The sequence below is a fragment of the Dyella terrae genome (genome assembly GCF_004322705.1).
In the GTDB taxonomy this organism is placed as follows: domain Bacteria; phylum Pseudomonadota; class Gammaproteobacteria; order Xanthomonadales; family Rhodanobacteraceae; genus Dyella_D; species Dyella_D terrae.
Genome location: NZ_SIZZ01000001.1, coordinates 1632226 through 1652048, shown reverse-complemented (window position 1 = coordinate 1652048; position 19823 = coordinate 1632226). Strand labels below are relative to the sequence as shown.

16 protein-coding genes are annotated in these 19823 nt (G+C 63.8%); 5 read left to right on the top strand and 11 right to left on the bottom strand.

What is annotated here, in order from left to right; all coding sequences use genetic code 11:
- Positions 1-3 precede the first annotated feature (3 nt).
- The 6 genes from EYV96_RS07430 to EYV96_RS07405 form a co-directional block, all read right to left on the bottom strand.
- Positions 4-732, bottom strand: coding sequence for a pilus assembly PilX family protein (locus tag EYV96_RS07430; RefSeq protein WP_131150806.1), 729 nt, complete (start codon positions 730-732; stop codon positions 4-6).
- A 5-nt stretch (positions 733-737) separates the two neighbouring features.
- The gene (locus tag EYV96_RS07425) at positions 738-1832 is read right to left on the bottom strand and encodes a PilW family protein (protein WP_131150805.1); all 1095 of its coding nucleotides are present in this window, start codon (positions 1830-1832) and stop codon (positions 738-740) included.
- An 11-nt stretch (positions 1833-1843) separates the two neighbouring features.
- Positions 1844-2356, bottom strand: a complete 513-nt coding sequence (gene pilV / locus EYV96_RS07420) for a type IV pilus modification protein PilV (RefSeq protein ID WP_165488621.1) — start codon at positions 2354-2356, stop codon at positions 1844-1846.
- 219 nt (positions 2357-2575) lie between these two features.
- Entirely contained in the window at positions 2576-3316 is a 741-nt protein-coding gene (locus EYV96_RS07415; protein ID WP_165488620.1) for a tetratricopeptide repeat protein, read from the bottom strand.
- Positions 3313-4002: a Fe2+-dependent dioxygenase gene (locus tag EYV96_RS07410; RefSeq protein ID WP_131150802.1), complete on the bottom strand. Its 690-nt coding sequence runs from the start codon at positions 4000-4002 to the stop codon at positions 3313-3315. Before EYV96_RS07410 ends, EYV96_RS07415 begins: the two co-directional genes overlap by 4 nt.
- Positions 4003-4080: 78 nt before the next feature.
- Positions 4081-6378, bottom strand: a complete 2298-nt coding sequence (locus tag EYV96_RS07405) for a TonB-dependent receptor (RefSeq protein WP_131150801.1) — start codon at positions 6376-6378, stop codon at positions 4081-4083.
- Between the two features lie 357 nt (positions 6379-6735).
- On the opposite strand from EYV96_RS07405, the gene panE reads away from it, so the two are divergent.
- Positions 6736-7656 (top strand): 2-dehydropantoate 2-reductase, encoded by a 921-nt coding sequence (gene panE, locus EYV96_RS07400; RefSeq protein WP_131150800.1) that lies wholly within the window; start codon positions 6736-6738, stop codon positions 7654-7656.
- Positions 7657-7668: 12 nt separating this feature from the next.
- On the opposite strand, the gene EYV96_RS18850 is transcribed toward panE, so the two are convergent.
- The 3 genes from EYV96_RS18850 to EYV96_RS07385 all read right to left on the bottom strand — a co-directional run bounded on the left by EYV96_RS18850 (position 7669) and on the right by EYV96_RS07385 (position 14827).
- Positions 7669-11472: a patatin-like phospholipase family protein gene (locus EYV96_RS18850; protein ID WP_131406488.1), complete on the bottom strand. Its 3804-nt coding sequence runs from the start codon at positions 11470-11472 to the stop codon at positions 7669-7671.
- A 221-nt stretch (positions 11473-11693) separates the two neighbouring features.
- Positions 11694-13808, bottom strand: a complete 2115-nt coding sequence (locus EYV96_RS07390; RefSeq protein ID WP_131150799.1) for a M13 family metallopeptidase — start codon at positions 13806-13808, stop codon at positions 11694-11696.
- Between the two features lie 134 nt (positions 13809-13942).
- The gene (locus EYV96_RS07385; protein WP_131150798.1) at positions 13943-14827 is read right to left on the bottom strand and encodes a LysR substrate-binding domain-containing protein; all 885 of its coding nucleotides are present in this window, start codon (positions 14825-14827) and stop codon (positions 13943-13945) included.
- A gap of 76 nt (positions 14828-14903) precedes the next feature.
- Here EYV96_RS07385 and EYV96_RS07380 point away from each other — a divergent pair, with 76 nt between their 5' ends.
- Together EYV96_RS07380 and EYV96_RS07375 are read left to right on the top strand one after the other, a co-directional pair.
- Positions 14904-15314, top strand: coding sequence for a CidA/LrgA family protein (locus EYV96_RS07380; protein WP_205746105.1), 411 nt, complete (start codon positions 14904-14906; stop codon positions 15312-15314).
- Entirely contained in the window at positions 15304-15993 is a 690-nt protein-coding gene (locus EYV96_RS07375; RefSeq protein ID WP_240732365.1) for an LrgB family protein, read from the top strand. Before EYV96_RS07380 ends, EYV96_RS07375 begins: the two co-directional genes overlap by 11 nt.
- A 38-nt stretch (positions 15994-16031) precedes the next feature.
- On the opposite strand, the gene EYV96_RS07370 is transcribed toward EYV96_RS07375, so the two are convergent.
- Both EYV96_RS07370 and EYV96_RS07365 read right to left on the bottom strand, forming a co-directional pair.
- Positions 16032-17819: a M14 family metallopeptidase gene (locus tag EYV96_RS07370; RefSeq protein WP_131150797.1), complete on the bottom strand. Its 1788-nt coding sequence runs from the start codon at positions 17817-17819 to the stop codon at positions 16032-16034.
- Complete coding sequence (locus EYV96_RS07365) at positions 17816-18490, bottom strand: DUF502 domain-containing protein (protein WP_131150796.1); 675 nt, start codon at positions 18488-18490, stop codon at positions 17816-17818. The genes EYV96_RS07370 and EYV96_RS07365 overlap by 4 nt, the downstream gene beginning before the upstream one ends.
- 144 nt (positions 18491-18634) lie before the next feature.
- On the opposite strand from EYV96_RS07365, the gene EYV96_RS07360 reads away from it, so the two are divergent.
- Both EYV96_RS07360 and EYV96_RS07355 read left to right on the top strand, forming a co-directional pair.
- Positions 18635-19150: an RNA polymerase sigma factor gene (locus EYV96_RS07360; protein ID WP_131150795.1), complete on the top strand. Its 516-nt coding sequence runs from the start codon at positions 18635-18637 to the stop codon at positions 19148-19150.
- Positions 19147-19821, top strand: a complete 675-nt coding sequence (locus EYV96_RS07355; protein ID WP_240732364.1) for a hypothetical protein — start codon at positions 19147-19149, stop codon at positions 19819-19821. The genes EYV96_RS07360 and EYV96_RS07355 overlap by 4 nt, the downstream gene beginning before the upstream one ends.
- Positions 19822-19823 lie beyond the last annotated feature (2 nt).

The following is a 19823-nucleotide window of genomic DNA, read 5'->3' as shown; positions in this document are numbered from 1 at the left end:
GCCTTAGTGGGTAATGACTTGCTTGTATTGGGCGATCGTGGCCGCCTGGCCGTTGCCCGGCACGGTGGCCTGGCTGCGGATCTGCAGCAGCAGTGAGGCACCGCCGGTCGCCGTGCCAATGCCGGGGCTGGAGTAGCCCTGGGCCTGGGCACCGCCCGATCCGGCATTGGGCATCACGCCGTCGCGCACGATGGCGATCTTGCTGTTGACTTGCTGGCTGCTTGAGCAGCTTTGAGTGGTAGTGCCTTCGCACACGCTCATCACGACCGTGCTGTCCCACTTGCTTGGCGCGTAGTTGTACGTCGTGTCATGGCTGGAGCACGACTGCGGGAGATAGAAGATCGCCAGCGACGTGCCGCCGCAGTAGTCCTGGAGGCCCGTCTTTGCGGTGCTGTTGGGTTTGAGCAGGTCAACCCATGCCGTGCGATTGGCGAAGGACGTGTTGAGGTCGAACATGCCGTCCGGCACGTCGCCGCCCCACGCCTTGGGCCAGCCGCGATTGAACACGTGATCGTTGATGACCACTTCGGGAATCGCACGCGTGGTTTCCGATGCCTCGAAGGCCTGCTCATGGCGTGCCGTCGCGGTGGATAGATGCATCTCGAGCATCGTGCCGCGCATGACGACGATGGACACCAGTGTCAGCATGACCAGGAAGATCAGGCCGACCAGCAATGCGACGCCGCGTTGACGGTGGCGCATGCGCAGCGTGGCGTAGGTGAGATGGTTCATGGACGTCAGCCTCTCACTCGATTGCGCACCTGGGCGACCTGTTGCAGGCGGGCGCGCGTGAATTGCCACGGCTTGTCGCCGTAAGGCGTGAAGTTGGTGCACTTGGATACGTCCGTGCTGCCGTTGTTGATCTTGTAGACGCAGCTGGCAGCCGTGAACGTGCCCACGTTAGGGATGCCCAGGTTTCGCGTCGGATTGACCGCCACCATTGAAATGCGCACGGACGTGACATTCGGCCATTCCGTCGCCGCGACGGACGACGCGGCCTTATAGGTGGGTGCGGTCGCACCCGTGTCCTGCACGCCGTACTCGAACTTGATCTGCTCGATACCGGTGACGATGGCGTCCGACGCGAACGTGCCATCGGCGTTGAGATGCATGCGCATCAGTGTCGGCAAGGGCAAGCCATTGTCATCGGTGGCCTTGCAGGTTGTGCCCGAGGCGATGACCGAGCACGGGCGCAGGTAGTACACCTCGACCTGGTAGGGATAGGCATAACGCTGGAGCTTCGCGGTGCTGGTGGTCGGGACCGTGCCGGCAAACAGCTGGCCCGCGACCCCCGGCGTCGACAGCAGGAACGTTTCCTTGGCGTTGTTCTTGATGGTGCTTGCCTCGGCAGGCGTCGTTGCATCGGCGGGACCGGGTGACAACTCAGTGGAATCGGCGTAGCGCAGCACCAGCACGTCGGAGCCTTTGACGTAATTGGCGTCGCCGTCGATGCATGGAGCATCGATCGGAAACGCGGTGCCACCGTCATAGCCATACACACCGCCGCCACCGGTTTGCGTGGCATCGACCAGGGTGGCCCAGGCGCCGTTGCAGTTGCCCTTGGCGGTGACGGTGGTGCCGCTGTTGGTCGTCACGGTGTTGAATCGATTGCCGCCCCAGAAGTCGGCCATACGCACCGACCAGCCGATGCGGTCGGTGGCGATGCGCAGGTTTTCCTGCAGGAAGTTGTTGCCTGACTGAACCTGGTAGGCCTTGCGGTTGGAGATGAAAAGATTGATGAGGCCGCCGACCACGATGGCGCCCAAAAGCACGGCAACGGCCAGTTCCACCAGGGAGAAGCCGCGTTGCGAGAGTCCGCTTCGACGTTGCACGGTGCGTGTCCTCACGGCTGGAAGTCGAACTGATAGCTTTCGGTGCTGGTGGACGTCGAGCCGGGCGTGAGGTCGCTCCAGCTCGACTTCACCGTCAGCGTGCCGGTGTTCGAATCCTGCGCTACCGAGGAGTTGGAGCCGGCATTGATGGCGCCCGCGTTGAGCTGGGCGAGCCAGTTCAGGAGGTCACTCTTGGCCGCGACGCACGATGCGACGCCATTGCACGTGGTCGGATCGGGTGCCGTCGTTCCGTCATACAAGTAATAGCTTCCCGACAGATCGCCGTTCTTGCCAGAAATAAGGTCCTGGCTCGCCACACCCCACACACCGGCGGGATTCGCACGCATGGCGTCGGCCAGCGAGCGTGCCTGCAGAATGGCGACGGTACGCGCACCCGATTGCTTGGTGAACTGCGAGCCTTTCGCCTGAAGCATGGCGATGCCGAGCACGCCCACGCTGAAGACGATGACGGCAACCATCACTTCGATCAGCGAGACGCCTCGCTGCAGCGATTGCATGCGCATGGTTTTCCCCAACATGCCCCTGTCGCCCCTGCATGGATCGGGCGCGTCGTCAGCGTCATGAAAGCCTTCGTACGCGCAACGGTGTCGATCAATTGGCGCTTAGCTTAGGAGCGAGTTGGCGTGCGGCGCGCGCCGCTCATCGGGCGTTTTTTGCCGCTTGTCAGGGCAAATTCTTACGTCCGCAAACCATTGCGAAGAGAGCGTGAACGGCTTGGCAATTCAGCGTTGCGCGAGGACTTCACGCACCCAGCGGGCGGTGTCGCGCAGCGGTGCCGAGGCGGCTTGATCAAGTTGCGCAGCGAGTGGCGCGAGGTAGTGAGTGGGTGCGAGCGGTACGGCGCGGCGAATCAGGTCGGCGGCATCTTCGACGCGACCGGCGCCGGCCAGGACGGATGCCCAGCTGCACATGCCCCGATAATCGCCGCCCTCGGCCGACTCGCGGTACAGGCGGAACGCGTGTTCGGGATCGGCGTCGACTTCCCAGCCATGCTCGTAGAACTGGCCCAGGAAATGCTTCGCGCGTGCATGCCCCATCGATGCGGCTTGCGTGAAGAGTCGGAAGGCTTCGGCGCGATCCTTGTCGACGGCTCGTCCGTTGGCATGCATCTGGGCCAGGTTGTAGATCGCCCAGTCCAGATCCTGCGCGGCTGCCCGTCGATACCACACCAGTGCCAGTGCGAAGTCCTGCGTGGTGCCCCATCCGTTTTCGTAGCAGCGCCCGAGCATGTTCATCGCCATGGGCACGTCGGCATGCGCCGCGCGCTGGAACCAGTAAACAGCTTCCTGTGCATCCTTTTGCAGACCCTGGCCGTCCAGATACATCTGGCCCAGCCACGCCTGCGCGTCGGCTCGATCACGCCGCGCGGCAGCCTCGAGCAGGCGCGCTGCCGACGCCGGATCCGTCGCCAGCAGTCGATTGATCTCGACGGTATCGAGTTCGGCGGGTGTCGGTTCGCTCAACTTTCGCCCCATTGGCGCAACAGGTTGTGGTACACGCCTGTCAGTTGAAGGAGCGCGTCGGGATCGGTGGAAGCGGTCTGCGTGAGGCCCTGGATGGCGACGTCCAGATCGAACAGGATGCGGCGCTGGCCCTCGTCGCGTACCAGGCTTTGAATCCAGAAGAACGAGGCCACGCGCGCGCCACGCGTCACGGGTTCCACTTTGTGCAGGCTGCTGGCCGGATACAGGATAAGGTCGCCGGCCGGCAGTTTGACGGCATGGGTGCCGAAGCTGTCTTCGATGATCAGTTCGCCGCCGTCGTATTCGTCGGGACCTGCCAGGAACAGCGTGCACGAGAGGTCCGTGCGAATCGGCATCGCCGGCTGTTGGCTGCGGTCGTAGCGAATGGCGTTATCGACATGAAAGCCGAACTGCTGTCCGCCGCTATAGCGATTGAACAAGGGCGGATAGATGTGTCGGGGCAGGGCGCCGGCAAAGAAGGTGGGGTGGCGCAGTACCGCGTCGGTGACGAGCGCCCCCAGTTCTTTGGCGACCGGATGACTTTCATCGAGCTGCGCATTGTCCTTGGCCTGGGCCGACTGATAGCCCGCCGTGACGCGACCGTCGGCCCACTCGGCACCATCGAGTTTCTGGCGAAACGCCTGCACCTGTTCGGCACTCAATACGTCGGAAATATGCAACAGCATCGCGAAACTCCTGGGTTCTTCAGATGGCCGAACGCCGCCCGGAAGGGCGGCGCCGGCATACTGCATATCCTGTAGCGATCAGAACTTGAAGTTCGCGCTCAGGATGGCCGAGCGACCCGGTGCCACGGTGGCGTAATGGGACGCGTAGGCCTTGTCAAAGTAGTACTTGTTGGTGAGGTTCTGCACGTTCAACTGCAGGTTGAAGTGACGGTTGATCGCGTACGAAGCCATGGCGTCGAAGCGCGTGTAGCCGGGCACCCACTTGGTGTTGGCGGTATTGCCGAAGGTCTTGTCCATGTAATACGCGCCACCGCCGATGGTGAAGGCTGGCGTGATCGCATAGGTCGTCCACAGCGTGGCGCTGTTCTTCGGGGTGTTCGGGAACTGGTTGCCCTTATCGCCCGGCGACGCGACCGACACCTTCACCAGCTCGCTGTCGAGGTAGGTGTAGCCGGCGAAGACCTGCCACTGTTCGGTGATGTTGCCGCTGATGCCCAGCTCGATGCCGTCGACGCGCTGCTTGCCGACGTTGGCCATCGGGCCGCCGCGAACGCCGGTGGTAGCGACGCGGGCATTGTTTTTCTCCACGCGGAAGATGGCAGCAGTCAGCGAGACCCGGTTGTTCAGCACATCCCACTTCGTACCCAGCTCGAGGTTCTTGCTGGTCTCGGGCTTGAGGTCTTCGTTGCTCACCGAGATGCCGTCGGCACCGTCACCGGCATCCACGCCCGGCGGGTTGGACGACGTGCCGTACGACAGGTAGATGCTGCCGTTCTTCGAAGGCTTGTAGACGACGCCCGCCTGGTAATTCCAGAAGCTGGAGTCGTTGCTGACCTTGGCCACGGCACCGGTGGTCGTGGTGGTGGCGGTGGAGCGCGTGCTGAAGTTGTCGTAACGCACGCCCAGGTTCACCAGCCACTGTTCGCTCAGCTCGGCCGTGTCGAATGCCCAGACCGAACGCGTATCGGTGGAGATGTGGTTCGGATTCTGGCCGCCGATGATCTGGCCGTAGAACGGATCGTTCGGGTTCGGGTTGATCACGCTGGTGCACCAGTAGCCCGACGGTGCGCCAATGCCGTACTTGCTGCTGCAGGCGCCGTTCGTGATCGAGCCGGTGTTGTGCGTGTCCGTCGCGCTGGTGGCCGGGTCGACCAGGTAGCTGGTGCGATTGGTCTTTTCGTTGCTGATTTCCACGCCCGTGGCGAAGGTGTGCTTGACCGAGCCGGTCTGGAATTCGCCCGTCAGGTCGGTCTGGTTGGTGATCGCCGTGGTCGCGCTGATGCGATTGTTGTTACGGCGCCAGACACCGCCGTTGAGCAGGAAGTTGCCCTGGCTGTCGTCCGGCTGCGTCCAGATGTAATCGTTGGTGCTGCGGGCGTAGACGGTGCTGTTGCGCAGCAGCCAGCCGCTGCCGAAGTCGTGCTGGATGCGGATCGTGCCGATGTCGTTCTTCTGCTTCTGGAAGTCGCGTGCCTTCCAGCCGTAGTACGTGTCGCGCGGCACCTTGATGGGCTCGCCGTTGCCGTTGAGGTAGGCATACGGGCTCGTGGCAGCGAACGGGTTGTTGTACGGGATGCCGCTATCGGGCTCGTCGTCGCTCTGCATGTGGTAGTAGCTGAGCGTGACGCTGGTGGCCGAGTTCATGCCGAACGTCACCGACGGGGCGAAACCCCAGCGGCTGAAGTCCGGGCCGTTGCGGCCGGGGATATCGTTCTCGTGCGCCATGGCATTGATGCGGAAAGCGACGCTGTCGTTCACCGACTGGTTCCAGTCCACCGTGCCGCGACGGTAGTCATCCGTACCCACGCCCACGCTGCCGGCAACGAAGTTCTGCGCCTTCGGCATCTTGGTCACGAGATTCACGCTGCCGCCGACCGAGCCGCGACCCGTGTAGGCCGAACTCGGGCCCTTGGTCACTTCGATCTGGTCAATGTCGAACACTTCGCGCGACTGCGAACCGGAGCTGCGCACGCCGTCGATAAAGAGCGAGCTCTGCGAATCGAAGCCGCGGATGAAGGGGCGGTCGCCATTGGGATTGCCGCCTTCGCCAGCGCCGAAGGTGATGCCCGGCACCGTGCGCAGGGCTTCGACCAGCGAGGTCGAACCGGTCTGCTGGATCACCGACTGCGGGATCACCGTGACCGCGCGCGGGGTATCCAGGAGCGGGGCGGTGAACTTGGGCGACGTCGAGGTGATGGTGGTCGCCTCGACCTTCACGCCTTCGAGCTTCTTGACCTGGTCTTCCTGCGGCTTGTCGGTGGCGACGTCATTCGTCGCGTGGGCGGCGACGGGGAGCAGCGCCAGGCCCAGGGCCGAAGCCAGCAAACGCTTGGGAGAAGAAGCCTGCGAAGTAATGAAGGCTGGTCGTGCGGACATGGATCTTCCTTGGGGCAGAGGGATAGCGGGCGCGCCACCGGGGCGTCGCGCATAGGGGTGTAGGGGAGGGTCCCCGCCTTGCGCCCCGGTGGGTGGTAACCGCTGCGGGCGGTTGCCTGGCTGGGCGTAAGGCCTTTCTGAACGGCGCATACGGTAAAGCAATTGATAATGATTCGCAATAAAAGTGTGACCAGGAATTTGCGAAGGAGGGCGCCGATGGCGTCGCAGGGCCGTTTCCTGGTGAAGGCGGGCCCGACCTTGGGTCCGTGCGGTGGCCCGAGGTTGCGGTCGGTGCCATGATCGGGGGCTGGTCGGGCGGCCCTGCCGTCGAGTGTTCAAGAGATCGAGGAGAGTCGAATGCGCATACTTGTCGTGGGTGCAGGTGCCACCGGCGGTTACTTCGGCGGGCGTCTGCTGGAGGCGGGTCGCGACGTCACGTTCCTGGTGCGCCCGGGGCGCGCGAGGCAGATCGCCGAACATGGCCTGCAGATCAGGAGTCCGGCGGGCGATGCGAGCTTTCCCTCACCGCCGCTCGTGCAGGCCAGCCAGATCGACGGGCCGTACGACCTGATCCTGCTGAGCTGCAAGGCCTACCACCTGCCGCAGGTGATGGAAGACATCGCGCCGGCCGTGGGTCCGCAGACCGTCATCCTTCCCGTGCTCAACGGCATGCGTCACCTGGACCTGCTGGATGCCCGCTTCGGCGCCGAGCGCGTACTGGGCGGCCAGTGCATCATCGCGGCGACCGTCGACGCGCAGGGCATCGTGCGCCATCTCAACACCAACCACAGCATCACCTTCGGCGAGCGTGACGGCAGTCGGACGCAACGGTCCGAGCGCATCGCGGACGCGCTTTCCGACGCGACCTTCGATCTTCGCCATAGCGCCAACATCGTGCAGGACATGTGGGACAAGTGGGTTTTCCTGGCGTCACTCGCGGCGATCACCTGCCTGATGCGTGCGCCGGTCGGCAACATCATGGCCGCGCCCGGTGGCCTGGACGCAACGCTGGGCATGCTGGATAACGCGTATGCGGTGGCCTCGGCCAACGGCCACGCACCGAGTGAAGTGGTGATGGAGCGTGCGAAGGGTGTACTGACCGAGCAGGGTTCTTCGCTGAGCGCATCGATGATGCGCGACCTGGAGCAGGGCAGCCCGGTGGAAGCCGATCACGTCGTCGGCGACATGATTGCGCGCGGCAAGGATGCCGGTGACCTGACGATGCTCCGGTTGGCCTTCGCACACCTCAAGGCCTACGAGGCGCGCCGCGCTGCGTGAGCGGATCCCCCGCTAGTTGGCGGGGGAGGGATTCGTGGACTTCGCCGGCAACCACAACTCCATGACGTTCGCAGCGCCGCCCATTCTTGCGGGCATCGGATAAGCCTTGAAGGGGCCGAGTCCGTCGTAGGCTTTGCCAAGATAGTCGACCAGCCTGTTGGCGCAGTCGGCGCTGCCTGCGCGGTAGAGCAAGGTCGCCTGCGTCCAGCGCCCCGGCGCCGTGCGGCCGTTGCGCTTGGCGGTTTCCGTCACGTTCTCGATGCCCGGCGTGCTGATGCCGATGGCGCTGACATTCTGGATCAATGCACCGGCATCGGCGCGCTGTGCTTCGTCATAGATCTGGGTGTAGAGGATGTAGGTGCGAGAGGAGCCGCTGCACGCGGTGATCGCCGCATTGAAGGCATCGCGCGCATCTGCCGTGATCCCGGTCCGGTGTGCCTTCTGTGACGCTGTCTCCGCCAGCTCGCTGGTGGCCTGCGCCTTCTTGCTGGCGATGTCGACGGCCCGCGTGGCTTGCTCCACGGCGCGTCTGGCCGCCTCCGTATCGACGTCAGGCGCTGACGGGGTAGCCGGTGCGGCCGCGGTAACGGGCGCGGGCGCGGGAGCGGCGGCAACCGGGGGTGGCGGCGGTGACGGAGGTGGCGGCGCCGAACCTGCGGCTTCGACGTACCCGACCGACGCCGGCGCGCGCGCCTCGGCCTGGCTTTGCCTGAGGACTTCGGCATGGCGTTCGACCATGGCGAGCTTCTCCCTGGCCGCCTGCTCCACGGCTTTGGCGGCGGCCAGCGACTGCTGCGCCTGCTTGTCCTGGGCCGCAAGCTTTCTGGCTTCCTCGGCGTCCTGGCTCTGGGTGACGGCGGTCGCCGGCATCTTTGGCGGTGACTTGAGCGCGAACGCGCGGTAATCCGCATGCGACTGCTCAAAATGCATGTCGGTGGCACCGGCGCCCTGCAGGCTTGCGAGGTTTGCGCTGCATGAATCTTTCAGATCTTCGTCCTTGCTGGGGCAAAGATCCTGCAACATGGCAGCGATATCGCTGAGTACGCGTCGTTGCTCATCGCTGACCGACATGTTGTTGGCCATGTTGGTGAGCAGGTTGACGCGTGCGTCGAGTTCGCGGTCGTAGCCCTTGGCCTTGCGGGAGTCCGAGTTGAGGTCGCTCATCAGTGCACGCGCTTCACCGCCAAAACTCGTCATCTCCTGCGTGTTGCCCTGGCTGCGTCCGTCCCAAACCTGCCACGCGGCGAGAAGTCCGGTGAGAATGGCGCCGATACCCAGCGACGTGCCTACGGTGGTCGCGATGCGCTGTGCACGCGTGAGTTTGGGCTTGTCGGGCGACAGCGCCTGCGAGTTGGCACCTGCCACGCGGCCCTGCGCCACCCACTGCGGAAGGCTTGCCAGCAACGTCTCGTCGATCACGCTGCCAAGGGTCGATCCGAGGTGCTGGTAGCTCTCCCACTGCTCTTCGCTGAAGAACTGATTGGCCGTGCTTTGCTGTGGAAACGTCGGGTTGCGATCGGCGTAACCGGCAACGTCGAGCGGCAGGCGCTTCTTGCATCGCGGCTTGACGATCAACAGGCAACCCGTGGTGGCGTCGTCGTAGGTGATGCGAGCGAGCAGCAGGTAATCATTGCCGCTACCGGGCTGGATCGTATCGGGCGTGCCCAGGTATGGCGCCCAGGTGCCGGTAAGGTGCCGGATGCTGGACGGCGTGATGAACTCAATCGTGGCGTCGTGATCGATGCGGGCCTTGCGAATGAGGTTTTCGACGTCGGCAAAGATGTAGTCGGGATCGGCGCCGCAATCGGCCAGCACGATCAACGGAAGCTTGCGCTTGAGTAGCGCGTACACGCCCGTGTTGTCGAAATGCCCGCCGTCGGAGATGTACCAGCGCGATGCCTGCAGGCCTGGAAAGCGCGCAAACATCTCGTCGAACATGGCGAGGTATTTCTGAAAGGGCAGTGCCATGTTGCCCCAGCGACTGAGCAATCCGTGTTGCCAATAACCCAGGCGCAAGCCGCTGAGAAAGATCATGGCTGCCATGCCGGGCTTGGTCAGCGATCCCATGCCCGACCCCACGGCGGCACCGGAGATAGCCACCCATTCGGCCAGCGTTGACTGCTGCCAGTGAGGGTTGGTGATGTCGGCGGGCAAGCGCGTGCCCGTCTCGGCGCCCAGGGCACTGATCGTCAGGTTCACGCCCTTGCGGTCGGCGTTGTAGTTGCCGGTGCGATCATCTTCGGTCTGGTTGATGCAGCAATTGATCAGGTGGATGGGGCCACCGGATTCGTGCGGTTTGTAGTTGGCCAGCAACGTGTCGTCGCCGTCGATCAGGTCGGACACTTGCTTCACGCCCGCCGTGCTCTCGCGCGAGCGTGTGTCGGTGATCGAGCCCGGGAAGCGCCATGAGGTGGTAGTGCGCGACGCCACGCGCGATTCGTCGTTGCCGACCGAGACGAAGGTTCGTGCCAGGCGCGATCGATAGAACGGGTGGAGCGACGAGCGATTGAGCTGGTTCAGGATGAACCCGTTGAAGAGCAGGAACAGGACCGTGGTACCCGCGACGCCACCCCACCGCCCCCAGGCATTGGGAAGCGGCGATCCGGGGAACGTATCGGTCGTGGAGAAGACGAACATCTGGAGCAGGGTCAGCCACATCAGCATGATGAGCACGACCACCACCATGCCGGCGATGTTGGCTATTTGCGCCACGGGCAGTTGCTTGACCCAGCTGCTCCTGGACTGCAGCAAGGGAAGCACCACGCGCGCGCCGGCCACCAGCAACGAGACGGTGCCGATGCCAATGCCCAGGGGCGAACTGATATGGCCGTTGAGGACACTGGTGAACAGGAAGCTGAAGTACCAGCTGACGGCGTCCAGGGCGCCAAATGCCGCCAGTGCGAGGAATACGGTAAGGCACCGCGCCAGCGTGTGCGTAAGCATGACGCGCGAGCGCTCGTCGCCGATGGTTCGCGACATGCCTTTGGCAATCAGCCAGCCAAGCGGTGACAGCAGGAAACCCAGCCCGAGAACGCCGGAGAGCCAGGCCATGAACATCACGGAGCCTTCGTTATCCAGCGTCTTGCCCAGCTCAACGGCCTGGCTGAAGGCATCCTGTGCCGACGAAGAAACGTGCCAGGCGTAAGCGCCCACGCCGAGCGCCAGTAACGCGGTCGCGAATCCTGCGCCGCGCTGCTTGCCGAGGAACCAGTAAGCGTACGCCGCGGTGAGCGCGATAACCGCCGGCACCACCATCAGCCACCACCACGGGCTGCCGGGCAAACCAAGCTGATGTCCCTTGATCAGGGCGCTGCCCAGTCCAAGGTGGAGCAGGGTGATCAGGCACGAAAGCGCCATGCTCATGACCAGCACTTCGAACTGCGTCACCAGGAAACTGCGCAGTTGTCCTGCGGTGGCGACGATCAGGTCCGCGGCGCCTGCGGGAGTGAGGTAGCGGCCGTTGTTGCGCAGCCACCAGAGCCAGAGCGACTGATCGTTGGCTACACCGGCTTCGACGGCTTCAGGCGTGGCGCTGGTGCTGTCGTACAGACGACCGACACTGGAGCCGGCATAGCCGCCGCCGGACACCGTGGAGAGGTAGTCGACGCGTTTGAACACGCCATTCTTGGCCAGTGCGCGCATGAGGCCGATGCAGAACGTTGCGCTGCGAATGCCTCCACCCGAGAGCGCAAGGCCCACGGCGGGAAGATCCCTGTCGACGTTCGCTTTGTCTCGCCGTGCATCGCGCAGTACGCGTTCTTTGGCCAGCAGTGCCGCTTGGGTCTGCGCTGCTGACTCGCGTCCGTTCCCCGTCATGTCCAGGCCTCCACCAGAACAAGGCGTCGCGGTGCCTGCACAGCCAGGCTGAAGCTCCTCGCTGACGAATGGCCCCCCGGCCATCCCCGCCGCCTTCGCAAGTTCAACACGTTCGCGGGGAAGGGGGCATCGGTCGGAAGTGGTAAGCAGGCCGGGCCCTCAAAAAGAACGCCCCGCTTTCGCGGGGCGTTCTGGACTTCATCAGCACCAGACGTGCTGTCTTACCAGATCTTCACCTGCTTCTCGCCTTCGCGAACCATGGCGTCGCCCGGCTTGCACTGGAACGCAGCAGCAAAGGCTTCCATGTTCGACGGCGCACCGATGGCGCGCAGCGAAGCGGGTGCGTGCGGATCGGTGTTGAGGTACAGGATGGCCTGCTTCTCGCGCACGCTGCCGCGCCACACGCGCGCCCAGTTGAGGAAGAAGCGCTGGTCCGGCGTATAGCCTTCGGTCTTGGTTTCGTTCGAGCCCGGGTTCTTCGACAGCGCGGTCTGCAGCGCGTCGTAGGCCACGTTCAGGCCGCCCAGGTCGGCGATGTTCTCGCCCAGGGTCAGCTGGCCGTTGACGTGCAGGTCCGGCTTGTCCTGGATCGGCGCGTACTCGTTGAACTGAGCGACGAGCTTGGCGGTGCGGGCGTCGAACTTGGTGCGATCGTCCTTGGTCCACCAGTTCTCGTTGTTGCCGGCGCCATCGAACTGGCTGCCTTCGTCATCGAAGCCATGGCTGGCTTCGTGGCCGATCACGGCACCGATACCGCCATAGTTGATGGCGTCGTCGGCATCGGCGTCGAAGAACGGCGGCTGCAGGATGGCGGCCGGGAAGTTGATGGTGTTGTCGGTCGGGTTGTAATAAGCGTTGACCGTCTGCGGGGTCATGCCCCATTCCTTGCGGTCGGTCGGCTTGCCGATCTTGGCGATGTCGTAGTCATAGTTGAACTTCGACGCGGCTTCGGCGTTGGCGTAGAAGCTGTCGCCGACGTTCAGGCCGGACCAGTCACGCCACTTTTCCGGGTAGCCGATCTTCGGCAGGAAGGTGTTCCACTTGGCGACAGCCTTTTCCTTGGTGACGTCGCTCATCCAGTCGAGCTTCTCGATGCGCGCCTTGAGGGCGTTGCGCACGTTGTCGACCAGTTCCTGCGCGCGTTCCTTGGCTTCGGGCTTGAACACCTTGGCCACGTACAGCTGGCCGAGCGCTTCGCCCATGCCGCCGTTGACGGCGCCCAGCACACGCTTCCAGCGCGGCTTCTGCATCGGCTGGCCGGCGAGGGTCTTGCCGTAGAAGTCGAACTTGTTGTCCTGGAAGTTCTTGCTCAGGTAGTTCGAAGCGTCGCTGATGGTGTGGTAGCGCAGGTAGGCCTGCCACTGCTCGATCGGAGCCTTGGCCAGCTGCTTGTCGAACTCGGCGAAGAACTTCGGCTGCGACAGCGAGAAGCCCTTGTCGATGGTCACGCCCTGGGCGGCAAAGAACTTCTCCCAGTTGAAGTGCGGCGTGACCTTGTCGGCTTCCTTGACGGACACGAAGTGGTACTGGTTCTTCGGATCGCGACCTTCGACCGGCGACAGCGATGCGGCGGCCAGCTGCGTTTCGAACTTCAGGACGTCGTCGGCCTGCTTCTTGGCGTCGGCTTCGGACACGCCCGTCAGCTGCAGGGCAGCGGCGATGTGCGCCACGTAGGCGTCGCGGATGTCCTTGTACTTGTCGCTGGAGTAGTAATCCTTGGTGGGCAGGCCCAGGCCGGATTCGTTGGCGTAACCGATCTGGATTTCGGCGTGCTTGAAGTCAGCGCCCGAACCGAACTGGAACACCTGGCCGTCGCCTTCGGCGTAGCTCTTGGTGATGTAGGCGGCCACGTCGGCGCCGTTCTTCAGCGCGGCGATCGCGTCGAGCTTCGGCTTGATCGGATCGAAGCCGGCCTTTTCGATGGCGTCTTCGTTCATGCCCGAAGCGTAGAACTGGCCGATCTTCTGCTCGATCGAACCGGCCTGGGCCTGGGCGGCGCCCTTGGCGGCAGCGTCGACGATGTCGTGCTGGGTGTTCAGGCTGTTCTCGGCCAGCTGGTCGAAGGCGCCCCAGCGGGTGCGATCTTCCGGAATCGGGTTGGCGGCAACCCACTTGCTGTTGACGAAGCCGTTGAAGTCCGTACAGGCATTGATGCTGGCGTCCAGCTCACTGACGTCGAACGGGCTCTTCTTGGCGGGGGCGGCAGCAGCGGCCGGAGCGGTGCTGGCCGGGGCCGGCGCAGCGGCCTGTTCGTTCGATTCCTGCTTCCCGCAGGCGGTCAGCGTCAGGGCCAGGCTCACCGCAATGGCGAGCGGCTTCAGGTACGGCTTGGACATGGGTTCCCTCGTTGGTATGGCGCCCTGTGTGGGCGGGTCATTGCTGCATGACGGGTGTCGCCGGCAGGCCGGTGGGACACAGATCACAGTCATGACTTTTGAACGTAGGTCAAAGGTCATGCGTGCAAACAGTGTCAAAGGTCAGGGTGGGTTTGCGCAACCAGGTCCAGCCAGGCGCGGGCGGCCGGGGAGGGTACGCGGCCGCGCGACCATGCCAGCACCATCTTCCAGCGCAAGTCCTTGCCTGCTAAAGGAATGGCGGCGATGCCCTCCAGCGTGCGTTGCGCGAGCGTGAGTTGCGGCACGAGCGCGACGCCGCTGCCGGCCGACACCAGTGCCAGGATGAAGTCCAGCTGCGCGCTGCGTACGGCCTCGTGGGGCACGATGTTCTTTCGGGCGAGTACATCGCGGATCAAGCGATTGAGGGCGAATCCTTCCTCGTAAAAGATCAGCGGCAGCTCGGCCAGCCACTCCAGGCGGAATCGCCGGGCGGTTGCTCGGGGATGGGTCGCGGGCAGGAGTGCGACCATCGGTTCGTCGCGCACGGACTGGAAATCCAGTCCATTGCCTACGGGCTCCAGTGTGGCGGCGACATCCAGCTCGCCGGCCAGCACGGCTTGCTCCAGCCGCCGGCTGCCGTGCTCCATCAGACGGATATCAATCTGTGGGTGTAACTGGCGATAACGTGCGAGCAGGGGTGCGAAAAGCACGCTGCTGCCGAGCGGTGGCAGGCCCAGTCGCAACTCGCCACGACGAAGGCCCTTGAGCGCATCCAGTTCGTCGCGCAAGCGCGCGGCCTCTGCCAGCATGATCACGGCATGGCGCTGCACGACTTCGCCGGCTGCGGTCAGCCGTACGCCCTGCCGATCACGTTCCATCAGCTGGGCGCCCAGATCATCCTCAAGCTGGGCGACCGCCTTGCTCAGCGTGGGCTGACTGGCGTGGGCGTGCGCGCTGGCGCGAGCGAAGCCCCCATGCCGGACTACCTCGAGGAAATAGCGGAGCGATCGCAAGTCCATGGCTATTCCAGTTGGGAATGAAATGGATGAAAACAATTCATTTCCATCATAGTTCCCGCGGGACTAGCCTGCATCCATGACTTCCCTGCATGCCCGTATGCGCCTGTTATCCCGGCGTCGCCCGATGGTGGCCTTGATCGTCCAGGTTGCCCTGCTGGCCATGGTCTGGTTCGCCTGTGACACGGTGGTGCGCGCGCTTCATCTGCCCATACCGGGCAGCGTCGGTGCCCTGGCACTGGTCCTTGCGCTGTTGGCCATGCGTGTCGTCCCCGAAACAAGCTTGCGTCGTGGCGCGGACTGGTTGCTCGCCGACATGCTGCTGTTCTTCATTCCCGCCGTCATGGCCGTCTGGGAACACCTGCCGCTCTTGCGCAGTGAAGGTTTGCGCATCGTGGTGGCCATCGTGCTGGGAACCGTGATGGTGATGGCGACGACGGCGGGGCTGGTCGATCTGGCCTTCCGCTGGAAGCAGCATCGTGCGCGCTGAATTCGTGTCACTCGCCTGGCTGGTCGCCACCCTGGCCGGCTACTACGCACTCAAGCCCGTCTATCGGCGTCATCCTCGCTGGTGGACATCACCCCTGTTGACGGTGCCGGTGTGGCTGGCCTTGCTGGGCGTGATTTTCGGGATGAACTATCCGGCCTACATCCGCGACACGCACTGGCTGGTGCTGATGCTCGGTCCCGCTACGGTGGCGTTTGCCTTGCCGATCTGGCGCTATCGCCATGTGATTCGCGAGCACTGGCTGGCACTGGCGTTGGGTGTCGTCGGTGGCAGCACGGTGGCGATGGGCAGCGCATGGGCATTGGCATCGGCGCTCGGTCTCGACGATGAGGTACGGCGCAGCCTGGTGCCGCGCTCGATCACGACGCCACTGGCGATGGTGGTGTCGTCCGATATCGGTGGCGTACCGGAACTGACGGCTTTGTTTGTGGTGATCACTGGCGTGGCCGGCATCGCTTTGGGCGAGTTACTGCTGAAGTATCTGCCGTTACGTTCGGCGCTCGCGCGCGGTGCCTTGTTTGGCGTCGGCGCGCATGGCGCGGGTACGGCGAAGGCCTATGGCATCGGCGCGGAAGAGGGCGCGGTGTCGAGCCTGGCGATGGTGCTCTCGGGGATCTTGAATGTATTGCTGGCCCCGGTGGTGGCGAAGCTTATGGCCTGATCCCTCTCCCCATGGCCGGGGAGAAGGATCAGCGACGCTTACTTCGACACGTCCTGGAGCGAGGCCGCATCCAGTTTCAACACGGGATACGCACCCACGTTCTGTGCGCTGTACCACGGCGAGCGTTCGAAGAAGAACTGCAGACGCGCATTCGGGCTGTCGGCGAACTTCTTGTCTTCGGCCACCTTCTTGTCGAACTCCGCCTTCAGTGCCGGGTTCTTCGCGATCATGTCGCGTGCGAGTTTTTCCACCACGCGCGACTCGCCGTATTCCTTCGGTTCGAAGATCGCGTTGAGGAAACCCCAGCGCAGCAGCGAGTCCGGGGCCTGCGGTTCGAGCAGATTGATGGCGACATTGGCTTCGCGCTGGTTCATCGGCACGATCACCGAGCCGGCCGGCAGCTCCACGTCGCGCGTCACTTCCTGCTGGTTGAAGCTGCGCAGCATCAGGTGGCTTTCGAAGGGCTTGTCGGCCCACTTCGGGTTATCGAGCTGATAGGCGCCGGCCTTGACCTTCACCGGGTGCGACAGGCGCATGTACTGGATGCCGTGCGCGTCGAGCTTGTCGATCACGTCGGTCCATTGCACGGGGATCGCATAGGCGACCGGCGGTGTCACCGCGACGTCCGGCAGCAGGCCATTCCAGTTCGGAATCGTGTACGACCTGGGCTTGCGCGGGTCGTACTTGATCCAGCCCATACCGGAGATATCGCTGGGCGTGACGGTGTATTCGAAACTCTTGAAGACGTACGGCGTCGACGCCGGATCTTGCTTGAACGTCACTGGCACGCTGGTGCTTGCCTGGTTCGCGCGTGCTACGACAGCCGCATCGGCCGCACGATTGGTCGACAGCAATTCGGCCGCTTCGGCACCGGCGTTCTCGAGCATCAGGTCGACGATGTCATACGTCGCGCGCACGCGCACGGCGTACGACTTCAGCATGTGCGTTTCGACCAGCAGGGCCGGGCGATTCTGCAGCGCGACGTAGCCGGTGGAGAAACGCGGGCCGGAGCCGAAGTTCTCAATGCCCTTGGTTGGATCACGACCGTCTTTGAGTTCCAGATATTCCGACTGCATGTGGCCACGCTTGTCGAATGCGGGCAGCACGCGATCTTTCAGCAGCGACTGCTGCCACTTGGCCACGCCCGGATCGAGTTTGTGCGCGTCTTCGGTATACCAGGTGAGGTCGTACTGGTAATCCGAGCCATCCGTCGTATGGATGTCCATGAAAAGGTCCGGCACCCAGCGCTGCCACAGCTTGAGCCAGCTGTGCATTTCCGGTGCATCGGCCTTGACGTAGTCGCGGTTGAGATTGAGGTACTGCGACTGGCCGCGGAAGCCCATGCTGTCCGGGCCGTTCTGATTGATGCGGTGATAGGGGCTCGAATTCTCATGCCCGTCGACGCTGAAGACCGGGATGAACACCAGCACGACGTTGTCGAGCATGTGCGGCAGCTTGCCAGTGATGGCCCAGTCGCGCAGCAGCATCAGCCCGGCGTCCTTGCCTTCGATCTCGCCGGGATGGATGCCCGCCTGCACCAGCACGATCGGCTTGCCGGCCTGGCGTGCCGCTTCAGGCGTAAACAGTCCTTGCGCGCTGGCGATCACCACGGTCATGGGGCGACCCTCCGGCGACGTACCGTAGGTCTCGACCTTGATCTTGCCGGGTGCGGCGGCGGCGAGCTTTTGCAGATAGGCGACGGTATCGGCGTAGCTGGGCGTGGTCTTGAACTTTGCTGCTTCGGCGGGCGTGGTCCATTCCCCCGCATGCGCGGACATGGCCATGGCGCCCAGCAGGGCGGTGAACAGCAAATGGCGAGCGATCATGCGGTTTCCTTGTTGTCGTCGCGCGATGCGTTGACCGGCGCGGGCAGGGTATCGGGGGCCACGGCGCCACCGGAAATGATGAAGGCCATCGCCTGGTCCATGGTCCAGTCGGTGGGTGTGAGTTCGTCGACGGGCACGACTTCGAGATAGCCGCCGGTGGGATTGGGCGTCGTCGGGATATAGACGGCCGCCATTTCACGGCCCGTGCCTTCCTCGATCATGACGCGCGTGACGAAGCCGACCACTTTCATGCCCTTGCGCGGGAAATCGATCAGCACGACGCGCTGCAGTCCCGAAGGCTTCTGCTGCAGGACAGCCATCAGCTTCTTGGTGCCGCCGTAGATCGTCTGTACCAGTGGAATGCGCGCGAGCAGGCTGTCGAAAGCATGCAACAGGCGCTGGCCGATGACGCGATTGGCCAGCCAGCCCAGGAAATAGAGCGTAACCAGGGTAAGCACCAGCGCCAGCACGAACAGGATCCAGGCGCGGTTGAGCGTGCTGCCCAGGCCTGGAGACACTTGCGTGGCCGCGCCCACGACCGCGCCCACCAGGGGCGCGCCGATGCCCGCGAGCATGCCCAGCACGAACTTGAAGACCACCCAGGTTACCCACAAGGGAATAAAGGTCAGCAGGCCGGTGATGAGATAGCGTTTGATGCGCAGGCGCTTCATGGGGCAGTCGTCCAGCAGGGGAAGCGGCCATTGTAGGCGCACCGGCTGGCCGTCTGGCCGTGACGTTCGGCCCTTTCGCCGGCGGGTGTGATTTTTCCAACGGCCTGGCGAATCATGGGTAGAAGGAAGGGGAATGCCACGACCATGATCGAACGGAACCACCAGCAGCATTTCGAACCACTGCTACGCGAGCATCGACGCCTGATCGCCAAGGTCGCCAGTGTCTATGCCCGCGGCAGCGAGGATCGGCGCGACCTGGAGCAGGAAATCTGCGTGCAGTTGTGGCGCGCCTTCCCGGCCTTCGATCCGGCGCGGGCGAAGTTTTCGACGTGGCTGTATCGCATTGCCCTGAATGTGGCCATTTCGCAGGTGCGGAGGGTGGCCTCACGTGACGATTCACGTTTCGAGCCGCTGGACGTGCATCACCTGGAAACCATCGGTGGCGATGCTGCACCGGAACAGGATGAGCGGCTTGTGGCGCTCTACGCCTTCATCGAAGAACTCGATCCGCTCAATCGCGCGCTGATCCTGCTTTACCTCGAAGACCGCAGTTATGCGGAGATGGCGGACGTGCTCGGCATCAGCGAAACCAATGTCGCGACCAAGATCGGTCGCATCAAACAAAAGCTGCGCAGCCAGATGGCGGCGACGGAGGCATGACGATGGAACTGGATGACATGAAGCAGGCCTGGCAGGCGCTCGATCGCCGCCTGGCCGACCAGCAGGCATTGAACTGGCAGATCTATCGCGACGGCAAGTTCGACCGGATGCGACGGGGATTGCGCCCGCTGGTGTGGGGCATGGCAGCGCAGATGGTGCTGGGCATCGCCTTCCTGTTGCTGGGCGTGGCGTTCTGGACGAGCCACCGCGATACCTTGCATTGGGTCATCTGCGGGGTGTCCGTGCAGGCCTTCGGTATCCTGGTCATGGCGTTTACCGGTCGCCTGATCTCGTTGCTGCACGGCATCGATTACTCAGCACCCGTCCTCGAAATCCAGCAGCGGCTGGCCAGTGTGCGACGCTGGCGGGTCAAGGTCGAGGCGCCGGTCTTTTCGACGCTCGGTGCGGTTATCTGGATCCCGCTCCTGCTGATGTGGTTCCAGTGGGGCGTCGAGTCGGATGGCATGGGTCCGGACGTGCTGGTCATGGCCCCGCAGTTGGTGGGCATCATGGCGATGGCCGCCGGCATCAGTCTGGCCTTGACCTGGGGCACCTACGGCGTGCTGCGATTTGCCGGCAAGCGTCGGTGGCTGGAAAAGAACTTCGTCGGTCGCAGCGTCATGCAGGCCGAGGCCATGCTGGACGAAGTGAAGCGCTTCCAGCAGCCGTAGAT

Bases quoted from the DNA above. Each gene is read 5' to 3' on its own strand.
- EYV96_RS07430 (WP_131150806.1), bottom strand. From the start codon at position 732: ATGAACCATCTCACCTACGCCACGCTGCGCATGCGCCACCGTCAACGC.
- pilV (WP_165488621.1), bottom strand. From the start codon at position 2,356: ATGCGCATGCAATCGCTGCAGCGAGGCGTCTCGCTGATCGAAGTGATG.
- EYV96_RS07410 (WP_131150802.1), bottom strand. From the start codon at position 4,002: ATGCTGTTGCATATTTCCGACGTATTGAGTGCCGAACAGGTGCAGGCG.
- EYV96_RS07405 (WP_131150801.1), bottom strand. From the start codon at position 6,378: ATGTCCGCACGACCAGCCTTCATTACTTCGCAGGCTTCTTCTCCCAAG.
- panE (WP_131150800.1), top strand. From the start codon at position 6,736: ATGCGCATACTTGTCGTGGGTGCAGGTGCCACCGGCGGTTACTTCGGC.
- EYV96_RS18850 (WP_131406488.1), bottom strand. From the start codon at position 11,472: ATGACGGGGAACGGACGCGAGTCAGCAGCGCAGACCCAAGCGGCACTG.
- EYV96_RS07390 (WP_131150799.1), bottom strand. From the start codon at position 13,808: ATGTCCAAGCCGTACCTGAAGCCGCTCGCCATTGCGGTGAGCCTGGCC.
- EYV96_RS07385 (WP_131150798.1), bottom strand. From the start codon at position 14,827: ATGGACTTGCGATCGCTCCGCTATTTCCTCGAGGTAGTCCGGCATGGG.
- EYV96_RS07380 (WP_205746105.1), top strand. From the start codon at position 14,904: ATGACTTCCCTGCATGCCCGTATGCGCCTGTTATCCCGGCGTCGCCCG.
- EYV96_RS07370 (WP_131150797.1), bottom strand. From the start codon at position 17,819: ATGATCGCTCGCCATTTGCTGTTCACCGCCCTGCTGGGCGCCATGGCC.
- EYV96_RS07365 (WP_131150796.1), bottom strand. From the start codon at position 18,490: ATGAAGCGCCTGCGCATCAAACGCTATCTCATCACCGGCCTGCTGACC.
- EYV96_RS07360 (WP_131150795.1), top strand. From the start codon at position 18,635: ATGATCGAACGGAACCACCAGCAGCATTTCGAACCACTGCTACGCGAG.
- EYV96_RS07355 (WP_240732364.1), top strand. From the start codon at position 19,147: ATGACGATGGAACTGGATGACATGAAGCAGGCCTGGCAGGCGCTCGAT.